Genomic DNA, 15,518 nt, shown 5'->3' with positions numbered 1-15,518 from the left:
ATTGCAGTAAAACTACCCCGCCGCCGGGTTACACCGTGAGCTCAAAATGTGCTGCCAGCGCTTTTTTACCGGCAGGGGTCAGCTGCAACTCGCGGCTGTCGAGCCGGCGGACGATCCAGCCGCGGTGGATAAAGGCGGCCAACAGCGCGGCACCCAGCGCGCCACCGAGGTGAGAGCGGCGTTCGCTCCAGTCCAGGCAGCCGCAGGCGAAGCGGCGGCGGGTGGGGGCGGGGGAGCAATCGACGCCCAGCCGCGCCAGCGCGGCCTGACCGGCGTCGCTTAAGCGGTAGTCTTCCTCACCGCTCAGCCAGTTCAGCGCATGCAGCCGATCGTGCAGTTTCACCGCCACCTCGCCCGCCATATGGTCGTAGCAGGTGCGGGCATATTGCAGCGTGGTGGGCGTGCTGCTTTTCACCGACGGGCGCGGCACGCCCGCCAGCGCCATCAGGCCTTCCAGCGCTTCGGCCACCGGTTGCCCGGCCAGCCGAAAATAGCGGTAGCGCCCCTGTTTGACGCAGGCGATCAGCCGCTGCTCCAGCAGTTTCGCCAGATGTGCGCTGGCGGTGGACGGGGCGACCTCGACCGCCGCGCTGAGCTCGGTGGCGGTGTAGGCTCGCCCATCCATCAACAGGCACAGCATGCGCGCCCGGGTGCGGTCGGCGATGGCGGCGCTCAGCGCCGCCAAACGATCTTCTAAGTTGATGTTATGCATACTTCGAGGTTAGACGAAGTATGACTGCGCGTCCATTGCTAACCTGTGGCTGTCGCATTCTGGTGCTGTGCGTCTGTGTTCGCTGGATATTGATAAGCGGGCGTTGGAATCGGTGCGGTGGCGCCCTTCCTGCAATGCGCGCGTACCTGAGTTTTACCGTTGAGAGGAGACGATAATGATCGCCGTGATTTTTGAACTGCAGGCCGCCGACGGGCAGCGTGATACCTATCTGGCGTTGGCGACGGAGCTGAAGCCGCTGCTGGCGCAGATCGACGGATTCATCTCCATCGAGCGCTTTCAAAGCCTGGCCGATCCTGCGCGCCTGCTGTCGCTCTCCTTCTGGCGCGACGAGGCGGCGGTGCAGCAGTGGCGCAATCTCGAGCAGCACCGGGCGGCGCAGGCGCGCGGACGTGGCGAGGTGCTGGCGCAGTATCGGCTGCGGGTGGCGGAGGTGGTGCGGGACTACGGGCTGGAGAGTCGCGACCAGGCGCCGCAAGATAGCCGTTGTTATCACCGCACCTGAAGAAAGCCCGCCGGCGGCGGGCTTTCGTCCGTTATTTCGCTTCGCTGCCCACCTTCATTGCCCCGGCGTAGCTGGCGCCCATCCCCCAGGCGGCGCCGTGGTCGCGGGCGATCTGCAATACGCCTCCCGCCGTGGCTTTGCGGCTCCAGTCCTGCTGCCATTCCAGCATCAACGCCACCCAGTTGATGGGCGTGGCGCCCGCCTGTACCAGACGCTGCATGGCGTTGTTTTGGCTGTCTGGCGTAATGTCGCCGGTGACGTCCGACAGGATATAAACCTCATAACCCTCGCCCAGGGCGGACAGCGCCGGCAGCATCACGCAGCTGGCGGTCCACAGCCCGCCGATGATGATTTTCTTGCGGCCGGATTGTTTGATCAGATCCACCACGCGCCGATCCTGCCAGACGTTGATGGCGGTGCGGTCGTATACCTGCAGGTCCGGGCGTGCCTGCGTCACCTGCTGGAATACCGGCCCGGCGAAGCTTTTGGCGTTGGCTGAGGCCAGAATGGTCGGCACGTTGAACACCTTGGCGGCCTTGGCGATGCCGGCGGCGTTATTGACCAGGTTGGTTTGATCGATAGAGGAAATGGTCATGCCGAACATGTCCTGCAGATCGACCAACAGCAACAGGCTGTTCTCGGCGGTCAGCGGCTGCACATAACCCGCCTGGCGGCTGTCGGCGGCGGGGGATTGCGCCAGCGCGGCGACGGGGGCGGCGGCTGCGCTCAGGCCGAGCATCAGGGCGAACAGGGTCTTTTTCATTATTAACTCCATGATTATCAGTAGATTAAATTCACCTCTCACTCAGGGAGGCGGTTGAATAAAGTCTACTGAGGTTGTTGAAGTTAATAATCTGTGTTTTATTGAATTTATAATTAACTATCAGGACATAATATGGACGTGCTACTGACGATGCGCGCCTTTCGTCGCGTGGTTGAGCGCAACAGTTTTTATAAGGCGGCGGAGGATCTGGCGATCACGCCGGCGGCGTTGAGCAAGCAGATTAAGCAGTTGGAAAACCGGTTGGGGACGCTGTTGCTGGTGCGTACTACCCGTAGCATGAGCCTGACCGAAGCCGGGCAGCTCTATTACCAGGAAGCCTGTCGGTTGCTCGGCGAGTTCGACGCGCTGGAGCAGACGGTTGCCGCCAGCGCGCAGCAGGTCTCCGGCACGCTGCGGGTCAATGCGCCGCTTTCGTTCGGCCTGACGGTGTTGTCGCCACTGCTGCCGCCGTTTATGCAACGTTACCCGCAGCTGCAGGTGGAGCTGACGCTCGACGACAGGGTATTGGACGTGGTGGCGGCCGGTTTCGATATTTCCTTGCGCATTCGCCGACGGCTGCCGGATTCTTCCCTCAGCGCCCGGGCGCTGGGTGAAGTGCACCAGCGAATTTGCGCCGCGCCCGGCTATTTGGCGCAGCACGGCGTGCCGCAAACGCCGAATGAATTGCAGCGACACAGCTGTCTGGCCTATTCCCTGGCGGAAAGGCCGGGGCAGTGGCAGTTCACCGCCGGCGAGGAGAGCCTGAGCGTGACGTTCACTCCCCGGTTGATCGCCAACAACAGCCTGATGCTGCGGGATATGCTGGTGGCGGGACTGGGCATCGGTTCGCTGCCGTCGTTCGTGGCGGATCCCGAAATCGCCGCCGGCAGGCTGGTGCGGCTGTTCCCTGAACAGATTGCCGACGTGCATCAGGTTTTTGCGGTTTACCCGACGCGCCGGCATGTGCAGCAGAAAGTGAGTTTATTCACCGAGTTTGTGCGAGAACAGGGATTGATGACGGCGAATTGACAACGGCGCACGATTGTCATATTCATTAGCTATGAAAAAATCCTACCGTCCATTCGCGCAAATTATTATCACCCTTCTCCAAAGGGTGGGATAGCGCGTGTGTCGCCAATAAAAACCCGCCGGCAGGCGGGTTTTTTATCCCCTTCCGGCAACGACCGGAGAGCGTCATGAAAACCTACCCTGCAGTTTTACACCTGATGTGCGGCAAGGCCGGCGCAGGCAAATCGACGCTGGCGCAGCGTTTGGCGCAGCAACCGCAAACGCTGTTGCTGGTCGAAGATGCGTGGCTGGCGACGCTGTATGAACAGGAGATGACCAGCCTGCAAGACTATGCGCGCTGTTCCGACCGGTTGCGGCGGGCGCTGGGCGGGCACCTCGTTCAGCTGCTGCGCGGCGGCTGGTCCGTGGCGCTCGATTTCCCGATGAATACGCCGGACAGGCGGCGCTGGGCCAAAGCGTTGGCGGAGGAGGCCGGCGTTGCGCACTGTCTGCATTTTCTCGACGTCAGCCATGCGCAGTGCCTGAGCCGGATAACGCTGAGAAACGCGCGCGGCGAGCACCCGTTTACACTGAGCGAAGCGGAGTTTGAGCGCCTGGCGCAGTACTTTGTTCCCCCGGCGGAAGAGGAAGGGATGACAGTCTTGCGTTATGGCGAACAGGACTGAAAACCGGCGCCATAACGGCGCCGGCAACAACAGGGTTAGGCTTCGGCGTTAAACGCGTTGTGGAAGGCGACTTCCGCGCACGGCAGCGCGCCCTGGAAGGCGATGGCGCGGAAGTAGATTAGAAAGGCTTGGTCGGCAGGTATTTGCCGTCCAGGGTGATCACCGCGCGTTCGCCGCCTTCCGGATCGGCCACCTTCTTGATATCCAGCTTGAAGTTGATGGCGCTGATGATGCCGTCGCCGAACTGCTCGTGCACCAGCGCTTTCAGCGTGGAGCCGTAAACCTGCAGCATTTCATAGAAGCGATAAATGGTCGGATCGGTCGGCACGCCGCCGGGAATGCTGCCGCGCAACGGGATGGTTTGCAGCAGCTGTACCGCCTCTTCGTCCAGCCCGAGCTTGGCCGCCACGGTGCGTGCCGCTTGTTCCGGCAACGCATGCTGCCCCAGCAGCGCGGCGGTGACGAACGCCAGGCTGAGTCCGGTGCCCTCAGCCAGCGCGTCGAAAGTCAGGTTATGGCGGATCTTGGCGGCCATGATGGTGTCGGTGAGCGCTGCGCGCGGGGCGGCGTTGTGCAGAGAGTGTGTCATGTTAGCTCCTTTTGTTGACTTAAAAACGGGCGAGCGCCGGGGTGGCGGTCACCTCGGGATGGGTGGCGAGCGGCACGAAGCGGCGGGTTTCGCCGTCCAGCGCGTCGATAGCGCCGCTGGCGATGTCATAGACCCAACCGTGCAGCGTCAGGCGTCCCTGATCCAGCGCCAGGGCGACGGAAGGGTGCGTTTTGATGTTGTTGAGCTGGGCGATGACGTTTTCGCGCACCATCGATGCGACCCGCGCCTCTTTGGAAGCGTGCGGATAAGCCTGATTGACCGCCTTCGCGGAATCGGCGTAACGCAGCCAGCCAGCGACCGTGGGCAGGTGGTCCAGACACTGGCAGGTGGCGATGGCGGTCATTGCGCCGCAGTCGGAATGGCCGCAGATCACGATATCTTCCACGCCCAGCGCGGCGACGGCGTACTCGACCGAGGCGGTAACCCCGCCGGGTTCGGGGCCGAAAGAAGGCACGATGTTGCCGGCATTGCGGATCACGAACAGATCGCCCGGCTCGCGCTGGGTGACAAGCTCCGGCACCAGACGGCTGTCGGAACATGAGATAAACAGGGTGCGCGGGTTTTGGCGGGTCGCCAACTGCTGAAACAGCGCCGTGCGTTCAACAAAGGCTTCGCGCTGGAACTTCAGGAAGCCTTCAATCACCTCTTTCATCCGTTTCTCCATTGGGTGTCGTTATGCGATGGCGGCATGATGAACGCTTCTGGCTATAGGGTCTAAGACCCATTTATAATGCCAGCTATAGGTTTTAATAATAGCTGGGGCGTTATGCTGCTGCGACACATCCGTTATTTTCTGGCCGTTGCCGAACAGGGCAACTTCACCCGCGCCGCCGAAGCGCTGCACGTCTCGCAACCGACGCTGTCGCAACAGATCAAGCAGCTGGAAGACACATTGGGAGCGCCGCTGTTCGATCGCAGCGGCAGAGCCGTGCGCCTGACCGACGCCGGTGAGGCGTGGATGCGCTATGCGCGCTTGGCGCTGCAGGATCTGGATGCCGGCGCGCGGGCGATCCATGACGTGGCGACGCTGGCGCGCGGCCATTTGCGGCTGGCGATGACCCCCACGTTCACCGCCTATCTGGTGGGGCCGGCGGTCGATGCCTTCTACCGCCGCTATCCGGGGATTACGCTGAGCATTGAAGAGATGGCGCAAGAGCGAATGGAGGCGCTGCTGGCGCAGGATAGGCTGGATCTGGGCATTGCCTTCGAGATGGCGCAGTCGGCGGAGGTGGAAGCGGCGCCGTTGTTCAATGAGTCGCTGGAGCTGATGGTCGGCACCGATCATCCCTTGGCATCTCATCGCCGGCCGCTGACGCTGGCGGAGTGGCAACATCTGCCGCTGGCCTTGCTGAGCGGCGACTTCGCCACGCGCCAGTTTATCGATCGCTACTGCACGCAGCTGGGTTTCCGGCCGCAGGTGGCGGTGGAGGCCAATGCGCTGGGCGCCATCGTCGAGATCGTGCGGCGCGGGCAGCTCGCCACGCTGCTGCCGGCCGCCATTGCGCGCGAGAACCGGCAGTTGAAAAAAGTGGCTTTGGCCAACGCCATGCCGGTGCGGCAGGCGGTATGGCTGCAGCGTAAAGGCGCTTACCGCAGCGCCGCCGCGCAGGCGTTTATCGCCCTCTTGCAGGAACAGGGCATTACGCCGGCGCCGGGCAGCCGATAGCCGCACGGCCCGGCAGCAGGCGCTATTCTTTATGACGTTCGCGGAACAGCAGAGTGGCGATCAGGCTGACGGTCAACATGCCGGTGACGTACCACGCCGGCGCCATCGGATTGCCGCTGACGTCCAGCAGCCAGGTGACGACCAACTGCGCCGATCCGCCGAACAGCGTCACGCCAAAGGCGTAGATCATCGAGGTGCCGGTGGCGCGCACGTGGCGCGGCAGCGCCGAGACGATCAGCATAGTGCTGGCCAGCATGTTGATGCCCAGTGCGCCGATCAGCAGGATGCGGAAAACGATCGCCAGCCACAGGGTTTGCGTGGCGCTGAGGAACCAGAAGGTCGGGTAAATCAGGATCAGTGCTGCAAAGATTGAGAACAGCAGCGGCCTTTTGTAGTTCTGCACCCGATCGACGTAACGGCCTGCGCAATAGACCGCGATGATCTGTACCACAGAGGCGATACAGCTGAACAGGTAGGCGGTCGGGCCGGCGATGTGATAGGTCTGCATCATGTAGGTCGGCATATACAGCAGCACCACGTAGACCATCACGGTGCCGGACATGATGATCAATACGCCCAGCAACAGATCTTTGGCATGATTGCTCACCAGATCCCATACCGGATTCAGCGGCGGCCGCGCGTGAGCCGGCGCCTCTCCACTGTAGGTCTCTTCCAGATGTTTGCGAATATAGATGCCGACGGGAATGATCAACAAACCGATGATGAACGGCACGCGCCAGCCCCAGGCATACAGTGCCTGCTCCGGCAGAAAATAGGTGAGCGCCAGGCCTAAAGAGGCGCCAAGCAGGGCGCTGATGCCCTGGCTTATCGCCTGCCAGCTGACGAAGAAGCCGCGTTGGTTGGCCCCTGCCGACTCCAGCAGCAGCGTGGTGGCCGAGCCCACTTCACCGCCGGCGGCAAACCCCTGAATCAGGCGGCCAACCACGATCAGCACCGGCGCCAGAACGCCGATTTGCGCATGGGTGGGCGCGAAGGCGATCAGCGCGGTACCGACGCCCATCAGCACGATGGTCATCAGCATGGCGGCCTTGCGGCCGACCCGATCGGCATAGGCACCCAGCACCATGCTGCCCAGCGGGCGCATGATAAAGCCGACGCCGAACACCGCCACCGACATCAACAAGGAGCCGTAGGCGCTGTCGCTGGGAAAATAGAGTTTGCCGATAATGGCGGCAAAGAAGCTGTAGACGGTGAAGTCGAAAATCTCCAGGCCGTTGCCCAGGCTGGCGCCGACAATGACTTTGTAATTTACCGCGCCCTTCTGCGCCGTTTGGCTTTTGGGCAATGCGTTTTCAGCAGTGTTCATCGTTGTCTCTCGCGATAGGTGGACGGTGTGTTGTTATTATTTTCTGGCCGGGGTGGCGTTATCCGGGGCGGCGATAACCGAGCCCCGAAACGCCAACAAAACGGCAACGTCACGTTTACATATACTTGTATGTACAATCATATGCAATATGAGAGTAGTTAGCGGGATAACGGTGGTTTGATTTTCACATCTTTCTGTATTTAATTGTTTTTATTTGATTTTTTCTTCAGCTGGAACGAATGTGCCATGTCGATTTAGTGAGCTGTAACGCATTAATCCTCTAAAAAACCTTGGTATTTAAGAAGGCGGTCACAAAATGTCGCGTATAGCAGAATGTGTGGCGATAGTCGGAAAAAACTAGAATTAAATAGAGACGTATTGGCTGTATTAATGATTTTCATAAGGTGAACAGATACGATTTATTCGTGCCTGGGGCAGTTCTGAGGAGAATAAATGTCATTTTTAAGTTTAATTAATATATTTGGCGAATTGGTTTCAAATATTGTACGGCTTGCTGCGTGAAATCTCGCCGTGAATTTTATCGGTGTTATTCAACCCAACTATGACTCATTCGTCGTCACCGCTCAAAATGTCACCAAAACTTCCCGCGATCTCTTAACCCCGTTGTGGCATAATGCGCGCCAAATCACATTCCCTATGTATAAAGAGCGAGCGCTGTGTTAAGCACCAACAACATCACCATGCAGTTCGGCAGCAAGCCGTTGTTTGAAAACATCTCTGTTAAATTCGGCGGCGGCAACCGTTATGGCCTGATCGGCGCCAACGGCTGCGGCAAGTCCACCTTTATGAAAATCCTCGGCGGCGATTTGGCGCCGACCGGCGGCAACGTGTTCCTCGATCCGAACGAGCGCCTGGGTAAACTGCGTCAGGATCAGTTCGCCTTCGAACAGTACAGCGTGCTGGACACCGTGATCATGGGCCATACCGAGCTGTGGGCGGTGAAGGAAGAGCGCGACCGCATCTACGCCATGGCGGAGATGAGCGAAGAAGACGGCTATAAAGTGGCCGATCTGGAAGTCGCCTACGGCGAGATGGACGGTTACACCGCCGAAGCGCGCGCCGGCGAACTGCTGCTTGGCGTCGGCATTCCGGTGGAACAGCACTATGGCCCGATGAGCGAAATCGCGCCGGGCTGGAAGCTGCGCGTGTTGCTGGCGCAGGCGCTGTTCTCCGATCCGGAAATCCTGCTGCTCGACGAACCGACCAACAACCTGGACATCGATACCATTCGCTGGCTGGAGCAGGTGCTGAACGAACGCAACAGCACCATGATCATCATCTCGCACGACCGTCACTTCCTGAACATGGTCTGCACCCACATGGCGGATCTGGACTACGGCGAACTGCGCGTTTATCCTGGCAACTACGACGAATACATGACCGCCGCCACCCAGGCGCGTGAACGTCTGCTGGCCGACAACGCCAAGAAGAAGGCGCAGATCAACGAGCTGCAATCGTTCGTCAGCCGTTTCAGCGCCAACGCCTCCAAATCCAAGCAGGCCACCTCGCGCGCCCGCCAGATCGACAAGATCCAGTTGGAAGAAGTGAAGGCCTCCAGCCGCCAGAACCCGTTCATCCGTTTCGATCAGGACAAGAAGCTGTTCCGTAACGCGCTGGAAGTGGAAGCGCTCACCAAGGGCTTCGACAACGGCCCGCTGTTCAGCAAGCTGAACCTGATGGTGGAAGTGGGTGAGAAGGTTGCGGTGCTGGGTGCCAACGGCATCGGTAAAACCACCCTGCTGAAAACGCTGGTGGGCGACGCGCAGCCGGACAGCGGCACCGTGAAGTGGTCGGAAAACGCCCGTATCGGTTACTACGCGCAGGATCACGAATACGAGTTCGACGATACCCTGACCGTGTTCGACTGGATGAGCCAGTGGAAGCAGGAAAAAGACGACGAGCAGGCGGTGCGCAGCGTGCTGGGCCGTTTACTGTTCAGCCAGGACGACATCAAGAAGAAAGTGAAGGTGCTGTCCGGCGGTGAGAAGGGCCGCATGTTGTTCGGCAAGCTGATGATGCAGCGCCCGAATATTCTGGTGATGGACGAACCGACCAACCACCTGGATATGGAATCCATTGAATCGCTGAACATGGCGCTGGAGATGTACGAAGGCACGCTGATCTTCGTCTCCCACGACCGTGAGTTCGTCAGCTCGCTGGCGACGCGCATTCTGGAAATCACCCCGAACAAGGTGATCGACTTTACCGGCAACTACGAAGACTATCTGCGCAGCCAGGGCATCGTGTAACCCTCGCGGCAACGCATCAGGGCGGGAATTATCCCGCCCTTTTTTTATCCGTCATTCCTCGCCGCACACCTCGCAGTGCGGATCCTTCGGCAGCTTCATCTCGCGGAACTGCATGCTCATCGCATCGAACATCAACAGCTTGCCGCGCAGCGGCTGACCATAGTCGGCCAGCAGCTTGATGGCTTCCATCGCCTGCAGGGTGCCGATAGTGCCGACCAGCGGCGCCATCACGCCCGCTTCGACGCAGGTGAGGGCGCTGTCGCTGAACAGCCGGCTCAGGCAGCGGTAGCAGGGCTCGCCCGGCTGATAGGTGAACACGCTGAGCTGGCCTTCCATGCGGATCGCCGCGCCGGAAACCAGCGGCCTCTGCTGCGCGTGGCACAGGCGATTCAGGGCATCGCGCGCCGCCACGTTGTCGGTGCAGTCCAGCACCAGATCGCAGGCGGCGATTTCTGCTGCGACCGCGTCATCTTCCAAACGGCCGTCGATCGCGTCGATGTGGATATGCGGGTTGATGGCGCTTAGTTCCTGCCTGGCGGAGGCGACCTTGCTCTGGCCGATGCGATCGTCGCGGTGCAGGATCTGGCGCTGCAGGTTGGAGAGCGAGACGGTGTCGAAATCCACCAGCACCAGATGGCCGACGCCGGCCGCTGCCAGATATGGCGCGGCGGCGCAGCCCAGCCCGCCCAGCCCGGCGATCAGCACGCGGGCTGCCTTCAGCTTCTCCTGGCCGTCGAAGTCAAAGCCGCGCAGCACGATCTGGCGGTTGTAGCGCAGCGCTTCGGCGTCGGTCAATTCCGGCAGCATGCTCAGCTCCTCAGCAGGGCGTTGAACGGCTCGATCTCCACCGTTTCGCCTACCGCCACCGAACCGCGTTCGCGCTCCAGCACGATGAAGCAGTTGCCCTGGCTGTAAGAGCTGAAGACGTGCGAGCCCTGGTGGCCGGTGGTGCTGACCTCCAGTTCGCCCGCGGCGTTGCTGCTGAACACGCCGCGCTGGAAATCGAGGCGGCCCGGCGATTTCTTCAACGGGGTCAGCGCCCGTGCGCGCAGGCGCGGCGGCAGGCGCCAGTCGCTGTGGCCGGCCAGCTTCGCCAGCAGCGGTTGCACCAGTTGGTAGAAGGTCAGGGCGGCGGAAACCGGGTTGCCCGGCAGGCCGCAGAACCAGGCGTGGCCCAGTTTGCCGAAGGCGAAGGGTTTGCCGGGTTTGATCGCCAGCTTCCAGAAGCTGACCTGGCCCAGTTCGTCGAGCATTTGTTTGGTGTAGTCGGCCTCGCCGACCGAAACGCCGCCGCTGCTGATGACCACGTCGGCCTGGCTGTCTGCCCGTTCGAAAGCGGCGCGCAGCGCATCGCGATCGTCGCGGATAATGCCGAGATCGAGCACCTCGCAGCCCAGCTGTTCCAGCATCAGGCGCACCGCGAAGCGGTTGGTGTCGTAGATTTGGCCCGCCTGCAGCGGCTGGCCGACCGGCTGCAGTTCGTCGCCGGTGGAGAACACCGCCACCTTCAGCTTACGCATCACCTGCACCTCGGCGACGCCAAGCGAAGCCAGCAGCGGCAGCTGCGCGGCGCCCAGCTTCACGCCGGCCGGCAACACGCTCGCGCCGCGGCGAATGTCTTCACCCGCCAGACGGATATTCTGTCCGGCTTCAACCGGCGCGGTAAAACGCACGCCTTGGTCGCTCACCTCGGCCAGCTCCTGCATCACTACCGCGTCCGCCCCGGCCGGGATCGGCGCGCCGGTCATGATGCGCACGCAGCTGTTGGCTGGCCATTGGCCGTCGAACGGCGCACCGGCGAAGGCCTTACCGGCGACCGGCAGCGGCGCATCGGCCGCCAGATCGGCGAGGCGCAGCGCATAGCCGTCCATCGCCGAGTTGGCGAACGGCGGCACGTCGAGCGGCGAGACCACCGGCGCGGCGGTGATGCGGCCGGCGGCGGCGGTCAGGGCGACGGATTCGGTCTGCTGCAGCGGGGCGATCTGCCCGAGCATTTTTTCCAGCGCTTGCTCCAGGGAAATGAGATCGGAAGTATGGCAATGATCCATAAAGGGAACTCCGTAATCAGGGTGCGCTAAAATAGCGACAAAGTGCGGGTATTATGGCAGAGAACGCCGGGGGGGAGAACGGGTTATGCCCGCCATCTTTCGCACTGCGGCGCTGGGGCGATCGGGTATAAACTGCGTAAAACAGAGGAGAATCATGATGTATAAACAGGTTATCGACTTCTGGTTCGACGAGATCGAACCGATCATGTGGTTCAAAAAGGACGACGATTTCGATCGTCTGCTGCACAGCCGTTTCGGCGAAATCTGGCGCGCGGCGGCGGCGGGGGAGTTGGCGCACTGGCGCGACACCATCGAGGGGCGCCTGGCGGAGGTGATCGTGCTCGATCAGTTCAGCCGCAACCTGTTCCGCGGCACGCCGCAGTCGTTCGCCTGCGACGGCATGGCGCTGATCCTGGCGCAGGAGGCGATCCGCAGCGGCGAGTGCGAACGGCTGAGCCGCGAGCAGCGCGGTTTCCTTTATCTGCCGTTCATGCATTCGGAATCGCCGCTAATCCACCAGCAGGCGCTGGTGATGTACACCGAGCTCAATAACGGCGACCAGCTGGAGTTCGAGCTTCGGCACAAGGCGATCATCGATCGTTTCGGCCGCTACCCGCATCGCAATGCGATATTGGGGCGCACCAGCACGCCGGAAGAAGAGGCTTTTTTACAGCAGCCCGGATCGGGTTTTTAATCTCGGATCATCTGCGCCCGGCCGGGGAAAAAACAGCAGGCCGGGCGCCGCAATAAGCGTTATTCAGCGCGAACGTTTATTTCCTTACGCCATGCCGCTATTTCCGCACGCGGAATTACCAATAATCTCGGCCGTACGATCGGCGGTTTACGGCTTTTTATAACCTGCTGTTTTTATTCCAATAAGCTATTTCAAGGTGCGAAACGGTCTAAGCGGACTACGCTAAAAGCGGGACGTGGACGTTATGCTGTACTTCCACTGTAGGACTAAATAGAGTCGAAAAAGACTGAATAATAATGATACCGCGCTCAGCTTATTCGCTGCGCAACGGCGGGATTAACACAGGGTGTCAGGCAAATGAGCAAACCAGTGATTGCCATTCATGGCGGCGCGGGCGCAATTACCCGGGCGGCGCTGAGTGCGGAAAAAGAACGGCAGTATATCCAGGCGCTGTCCGAGATCGTGACCGCCGGGCAGGCGATACTGGCCCAGGGCGGCAGCGCGCTGGACGCGGTGACCGAAGCGGTGCGGCTGCTCGAAGAGTGCCCGCTGTTCAACGCCGGCAAAGGCTCGGTGTTTACCCATCAGGGCACTCACGAACTGGACGCCTGCGTGATGGACGGCCGCACCTGCGATGCCGGCGCCGTCGCCGGCGTCAGCCGCATCCGCAACCCGGTGCTGGCGGCGCGCGCGGTGCTGGAAAACAGCGAACACGTGCTGTTTGCCGCCGAAGGCGCCGAGAAGTTTGCCGCCGCCCACGGCCTGGAAATGGTTACCCCTGACTTCTTCTTTACCCAAGAACGTTTCGATCAGCTGCACCGCGCCCAGGCGGAGCAGGGCCGGGTATTGCTCGATCACGACGGCGCGGCGCAGGCCGGCGATCCGCTCGATCCCGATCGCAAATTCGGCACCGTCGGCGCGGTGGCGCTGGATGCGCTGGGCAACCTCGCCGCCGCCACTTCGACCGGCGGTATGACCAACAAGCAGGCCGGGCGGGTAGGCGACACGCCGATTATCGGCGCCGGCTGCTATGCCAACAACGCCACCGTGGCGGTTTCCAGCACCGGCACCGGCGAAATCTTCATGCGCGGCGTGGCGGCCTATGACGTCTCCGCCCTGATCGAATACGGCGATCTGAGCCTGCAGGCGGCCAGCGATCGGGTGGTGATGGAGAAGCTGCCGGCCCTCGGTGGCAGCGGCGGCATGATCGCCGTCGATCGCCACGGCAATATCGCGCTGCCGTTCAACTGCGAGGGGATGTATCGCGGTTTTGGCTATGTCGGCGATGCGCCGTCCGTCGGGATTTACCGCTAAGCGTTCACCGGGAGGGTGCATGACCGACGTTTTACTTCGACCCGCCGCCAGCGGCGGGCCGTCATTGCCGCCGCAGCGGGTGCTGACGGTGCGCGATCTGAGCATCAGCTTTCCTCAACCGGACGGCGCCGTAGAAGCGGTGCGCAACCTGTCGTTCGATCTCGATCGCGGAGAGACGCTGGCGATCGTCGGTGAGTCCGGCTCCGGCAAATCGGTCACTTCGCTGGGGCTAATGCGGTTGGTGGAGCAGGGCGGCGGGCGCATCGTCAGCGGCGCCATGACGCTGCGCCGGCGCGACGGCGCGCTGCTCGATCTGGCGCAGGCCTCGCAGAGCACGCTGCGCACGGTGCGCGGCGCCGACATGGCGATGATCTTCCAGGAGCCGATGACCTCGCTCAACCCGGTATTTCCGGTCGGCGAGCAGATCGCCGAATCGCTGCGCCTGCATCAGGGCATGGATCGCCGCAGCGCGCGCCAGGAGGCGCTGCGCATGCTCGATCTGGTGCGTATTCCGGAGGCCAAAGAGGTGCTGGGGCGCTACCCGCACCAGCTTTCCGGCGGCATGCGCCAGCGGGTGATGATCGCCATGGCGCTCTCCTGCAAGCCGGCGCTGCTGATCGCCGATGAACCCACCACCGCCCTCGACGTCACCATTCAGGCGCAGATCCTGCAGCTGATCCGCGTGCTGCAACGGGAGATGCAGATGGGGGTGATCTTCATTACTCACGACATGGGCGTGGTGGCGGAGATAGCCGATCGGGTGCTGGTGATGCGCCGCGGCGAGCAGGTGGAACAAAATCGGGTGCGCGAGCTGTTTGCCGCGCCGCAGCAGGCCTATACCCGGGCGCTGTTGGCGGCGGTGCCGAAGCTGGGGGCGATGGCCGATCGGCCGTTGCCGGCGAAGTTTCCGTTGCCGGGCGGCGAGGGGGATACGGCGCCGCAGGATACCGTGCCGCCCGGTGCCGCGCCGATCCTGCAGGTGGAGCATCTGGTTACGCGCTTTGATCTGCGCGGCGGGTTGTTCAATCGGGTCACTCGCCGGGTGCACGCAGTGGAAAACGTCAGTTTCGATCTTTACCCCGGCGAGACACTGGGGCTGGTGGGCGAGTCCGGCTGCGGCAAGTCCACCACCGGGCGCTCTTTGCTGAAGCTGGTGGACAGCCAGAGCGGCACCATCACCTTCGCCGGGCGGCGGATAGATCAGTTGAAGGGGCCGGCCCTGCAGCACCTGCGGCGCGATATTCAGTTCATTTTTCAGGATCCATACGCTTCGCTTGATCCGCGTCTGACGGTCGGTTTTTCCATCATGGAGCCGCTGCTGGTGCACAACGTGATGCGCGGCCGCGAGGCGGAGCAACGGGTGGCCTGGCTGCTGGAGCGCGTCGGCCTGCTGCCGGAGCATGCGCGCCGCTACCCGCACGAATTTTCCGGCGGCCAGCGCCAGCGCATCTGCATCGCGCGCGCGCTGGCGCTGAACCCGAAAGTGGTGATCGCCGACGAGGCGGTGTCGGCGCTGGACGTGTCGATTCAGGCGCAGATCGTCAATCTGCTGCTCGACCTGCAGCGCGAGTTCGGCATCGCTTTTCTGTTTATTTCACACGACATGGCGGTGGTGGAGCGCATCAGCCACCGGGTGGCGGTGATGTACCTCGGGCAGATCGTCGAGATCGGCCCACGGCAGGCGGTGTTCGACAATCCGCAGCACCCTTACACCCGCAAATTGATGGCTGCGGTGCCGGTGGCCGATCCCGCCCACGCCCACAAACGGCAGCCGCTGCCGGCCGATGAGATCCCGAGCCCGGTGCGCGCGCTGGGCGATGAACCCGTTACCGCACCGCTGGTGCAGGTTGGCGCCGGGCACTTTGTCGCCCGCCACCCGATCGCCGGTGCTTTTTAA

Annotated in this window: 15 protein-coding genes; 8 read left to right on the top strand and 7 right to left on the bottom strand. The window is 62.0% G+C overall.

Going from position 1 to position 15,518, the window contains the following annotated elements; all coding sequences use genetic code 11:
- Nucleotides 1-28: 28 nt before the first annotated feature.
- A complete protein-coding gene (locus tag ACJ8MK_RS03535) occupies nt 29-712 on the bottom strand; it encodes an ArsR/SmtB family transcription factor (RefSeq protein ID WP_442517501.1) in 684 nt (227 codons plus the stop codon).
- 175 nt (nt 713-887) lie between these two features.
- Here ACJ8MK_RS03535 and ACJ8MK_RS03530 point away from each other — a divergent pair, with 175 nt between their 5' ends.
- Complete coding sequence (locus ACJ8MK_RS03530) at nt 888-1,235, top strand: antibiotic biosynthesis monooxygenase family protein (RefSeq protein ID WP_442517500.1); 348 nt, start codon at nt 888-890, stop codon at nt 1,233-1,235.
- Nucleotides 1,236-1,266: 31 nt separating this feature from the next.
- Here the strand turns inward: ACJ8MK_RS03530 and ACJ8MK_RS03525 are convergent, their stop codons facing one another.
- Nucleotides 1,267-1,998, bottom strand: coding sequence for an isochorismatase family protein (locus ACJ8MK_RS03525; RefSeq protein ID WP_033637699.1), 732 nt, complete (start codon nt 1,996-1,998; stop codon nt 1,267-1,269).
- Nucleotides 1,999-2,130: 132 nt separating this feature from the next.
- Between ACJ8MK_RS03525 and ACJ8MK_RS03520 the strand changes: the two genes are divergently transcribed.
- Both ACJ8MK_RS03520 and ACJ8MK_RS03515 read left to right on the top strand, forming a co-directional pair.
- Nucleotides 2,131-3,027 carry a LysR family transcriptional regulator gene (locus ACJ8MK_RS03520; protein WP_033637701.1) on the top strand — a complete coding sequence of 299 codons (897 nt, stop codon included), beginning with the start codon at nt 2,131-2,133 and terminating at the stop codon, nt 3,025-3,027.
- Nucleotides 3,028-3,194: 167 nt separating this feature from the next.
- Nucleotides 3,195-3,692, top strand: a complete 498-nt coding sequence (locus ACJ8MK_RS03515; protein ID WP_033653370.1) for an AAA family ATPase — start codon at nt 3,195-3,197, stop codon at nt 3,690-3,692.
- 118 nt (nt 3,693-3,810) lie between these two features.
- Here ACJ8MK_RS03515 and cynS read toward each other — a convergent pair whose 3' ends face one another.
- Entirely contained in the window at nt 3,811-4,281 is a 471-nt protein-coding gene (gene cynS, locus ACJ8MK_RS03510; RefSeq protein WP_033637703.1) for a cyanase, read from the bottom strand.
- A gap of 19 nt (nt 4,282-4,300) precedes the next feature.
- The gene (locus ACJ8MK_RS03505) at nt 4,301-4,954 is read right to left on the bottom strand and encodes a carbonic anhydrase (RefSeq protein ID WP_101427959.1); all 654 of its coding nucleotides are present in this window, start codon (nt 4,952-4,954) and stop codon (nt 4,301-4,303) included.
- A 114-nt stretch (nt 4,955-5,068) separates the two neighbouring features.
- On the opposite strand from ACJ8MK_RS03505, the gene cynR reads away from it, so the two are divergent.
- On the top strand, nt 5,069-5,968 hold the full coding sequence (gene cynR / locus ACJ8MK_RS03500; protein ID WP_039566852.1) for a transcriptional regulator CynR: 900 nt from the start codon (nt 5,069-5,071) through the stop codon (nt 5,966-5,968).
- Nucleotides 5,969-5,990: 22 nt separating this feature from the next.
- On the opposite strand, the gene ACJ8MK_RS03495 is transcribed toward cynR, so the two are convergent.
- Nucleotides 5,991-7,295: an MFS transporter gene (locus ACJ8MK_RS03495; RefSeq protein WP_047568534.1), complete on the bottom strand. Its 1,305-nt coding sequence runs from the start codon at nt 7,293-7,295 to the stop codon at nt 5,991-5,993.
- Nucleotides 7,296-7,972: 677 nt separating this feature from the next.
- Between ACJ8MK_RS03495 and ACJ8MK_RS03490 the strand changes: the two genes are divergently transcribed.
- Complete coding sequence (locus ACJ8MK_RS03490; protein ID WP_033637709.1) at nt 7,973-9,565, top strand: ABC-F family ATPase; 1,593 nt, start codon at nt 7,973-7,975, stop codon at nt 9,563-9,565.
- A gap of 51 nt (nt 9,566-9,616) precedes the next feature.
- Here the strand turns inward: ACJ8MK_RS03490 and moeB are convergent, their stop codons facing one another.
- A complete protein-coding gene (gene moeB / locus ACJ8MK_RS03485; RefSeq protein WP_442517499.1) occupies nt 9,617-10,372 on the bottom strand; it encodes a molybdopterin-synthase adenylyltransferase MoeB in 756 nt (251 codons plus the stop codon).
- Nucleotides 10,373-10,374: 2 nt separating this feature from the next.
- Nucleotides 10,375-11,613, bottom strand: a complete 1,239-nt coding sequence (moeA, locus tag ACJ8MK_RS03480) for a molybdopterin molybdotransferase MoeA (protein WP_253337097.1) — start codon at nt 11,611-11,613, stop codon at nt 10,375-10,377.
- A gap of 157 nt (nt 11,614-11,770) precedes the next feature.
- Here moeA and ACJ8MK_RS03475 point away from each other — a divergent pair, with 157 nt between their 5' ends.
- The 3 genes from ACJ8MK_RS03475 (at nt 11,771) to ACJ8MK_RS03465 (ending at nt 15,518) form a co-directional block, all read left to right on the top strand.
- Nucleotides 11,771-12,307 (top strand): DUF924 family protein, encoded by a 537-nt coding sequence (locus tag ACJ8MK_RS03475; RefSeq protein WP_234721159.1) that lies wholly within the window; start codon nt 11,771-11,773, stop codon nt 12,305-12,307.
- 357 nt (nt 12,308-12,664) lie between these two features.
- Entirely contained in the window at nt 12,665-13,621 is a 957-nt protein-coding gene (locus tag ACJ8MK_RS03470) for an isoaspartyl peptidase/L-asparaginase family protein (RefSeq protein WP_033654974.1), read from the top strand.
- A 19-nt stretch (nt 13,622-13,640) separates the two neighbouring features.
- Nucleotides 13,641-15,518, top strand: coding sequence for a dipeptide ABC transporter ATP-binding protein (locus ACJ8MK_RS03465; protein WP_253337095.1), 1,878 nt, complete (start codon nt 13,641-13,643; stop codon nt 15,516-15,518).

Source organism: Serratia sp. CY38905, from assembly GCF_052168875.1.
Classification (GTDB): Bacteria; Pseudomonadota; Gammaproteobacteria; order Enterobacterales; family Enterobacteriaceae; genus Serratia; species Serratia sarumanii.
The sequence above is the reverse complement of the archived record's forward strand: the minus strand, read 5'-3'. Positions and strand labels throughout refer to the sequence as shown.

What these genes read in the sequence shown, in the direction of transcription:
- ACJ8MK_RS03465 (WP_253337095.1), top strand. Translation starts at nt 13,641, where the DNA reads ATGACCGACGTTTTACTTCGACCCGCCGCCAGCGGCGGGCCGTCATTG.
- ACJ8MK_RS03515 (WP_033653370.1), top strand. Translation starts at nt 3,195, where the DNA reads ATGAAAACCTACCCTGCAGTTTTACACCTGATGTGCGGCAAGGCCGGC.
- ACJ8MK_RS03470 (WP_033654974.1), top strand. Translation starts at nt 12,665, where the DNA reads ATGAGCAAACCAGTGATTGCCATTCATGGCGGCGCGGGCGCAATTACC.
- moeA (WP_253337097.1), bottom strand. Translation starts at nt 11,613, where the DNA reads ATGGATCATTGCCATACTTCCGATCTCATTTCCCTGGAGCAAGCGCTG.
- ACJ8MK_RS03530 (WP_442517500.1), top strand. Translation starts at nt 888, where the DNA reads ATGATCGCCGTGATTTTTGAACTGCAGGCCGCCGACGGGCAGCGTGAT.
- moeB (WP_442517499.1), bottom strand. Translation starts at nt 10,372, where the DNA reads ATGCTGCCGGAATTGACCGACGCCGAAGCGCTGCGCTACAACCGCCAG.
- ACJ8MK_RS03525 (WP_033637699.1), bottom strand. Translation starts at nt 1,998, where the DNA reads ATGAAAAAGACCCTGTTCGCCCTGATGCTCGGCCTGAGCGCAGCCGCC.
- ACJ8MK_RS03535 (WP_442517501.1), bottom strand. Translation starts at nt 712, where the DNA reads ATGCATAACATCAACTTAGAAGATCGTTTGGCGGCGCTGAGCGCCGCC.
- cynR (WP_039566852.1), top strand. Translation starts at nt 5,069, where the DNA reads ATGCTGCTGCGACACATCCGTTATTTTCTGGCCGTTGCCGAACAGGGC.
- ACJ8MK_RS03520 (WP_033637701.1), top strand. Translation starts at nt 2,131, where the DNA reads ATGGACGTGCTACTGACGATGCGCGCCTTTCGTCGCGTGGTTGAGCGC.
- ACJ8MK_RS03495 (WP_047568534.1), bottom strand. Translation starts at nt 7,295, where the DNA reads ATGAACACTGCTGAAAACGCATTGCCCAAAAGCCAAACGGCGCAGAAG.
- cynS (WP_033637703.1), bottom strand. Translation starts at nt 4,281, where the DNA reads ATGACACACTCTCTGCACAACGCCGCCCCGCGCGCAGCGCTCACCGAC.
- ACJ8MK_RS03475 (WP_234721159.1), top strand. Translation starts at nt 11,771, where the DNA reads ATGTATAAACAGGTTATCGACTTCTGGTTCGACGAGATCGAACCGATC.
- ACJ8MK_RS03505 (WP_101427959.1), bottom strand. Translation starts at nt 4,954, where the DNA reads ATGAAAGAGGTGATTGAAGGCTTCCTGAAGTTCCAGCGCGAAGCCTTT.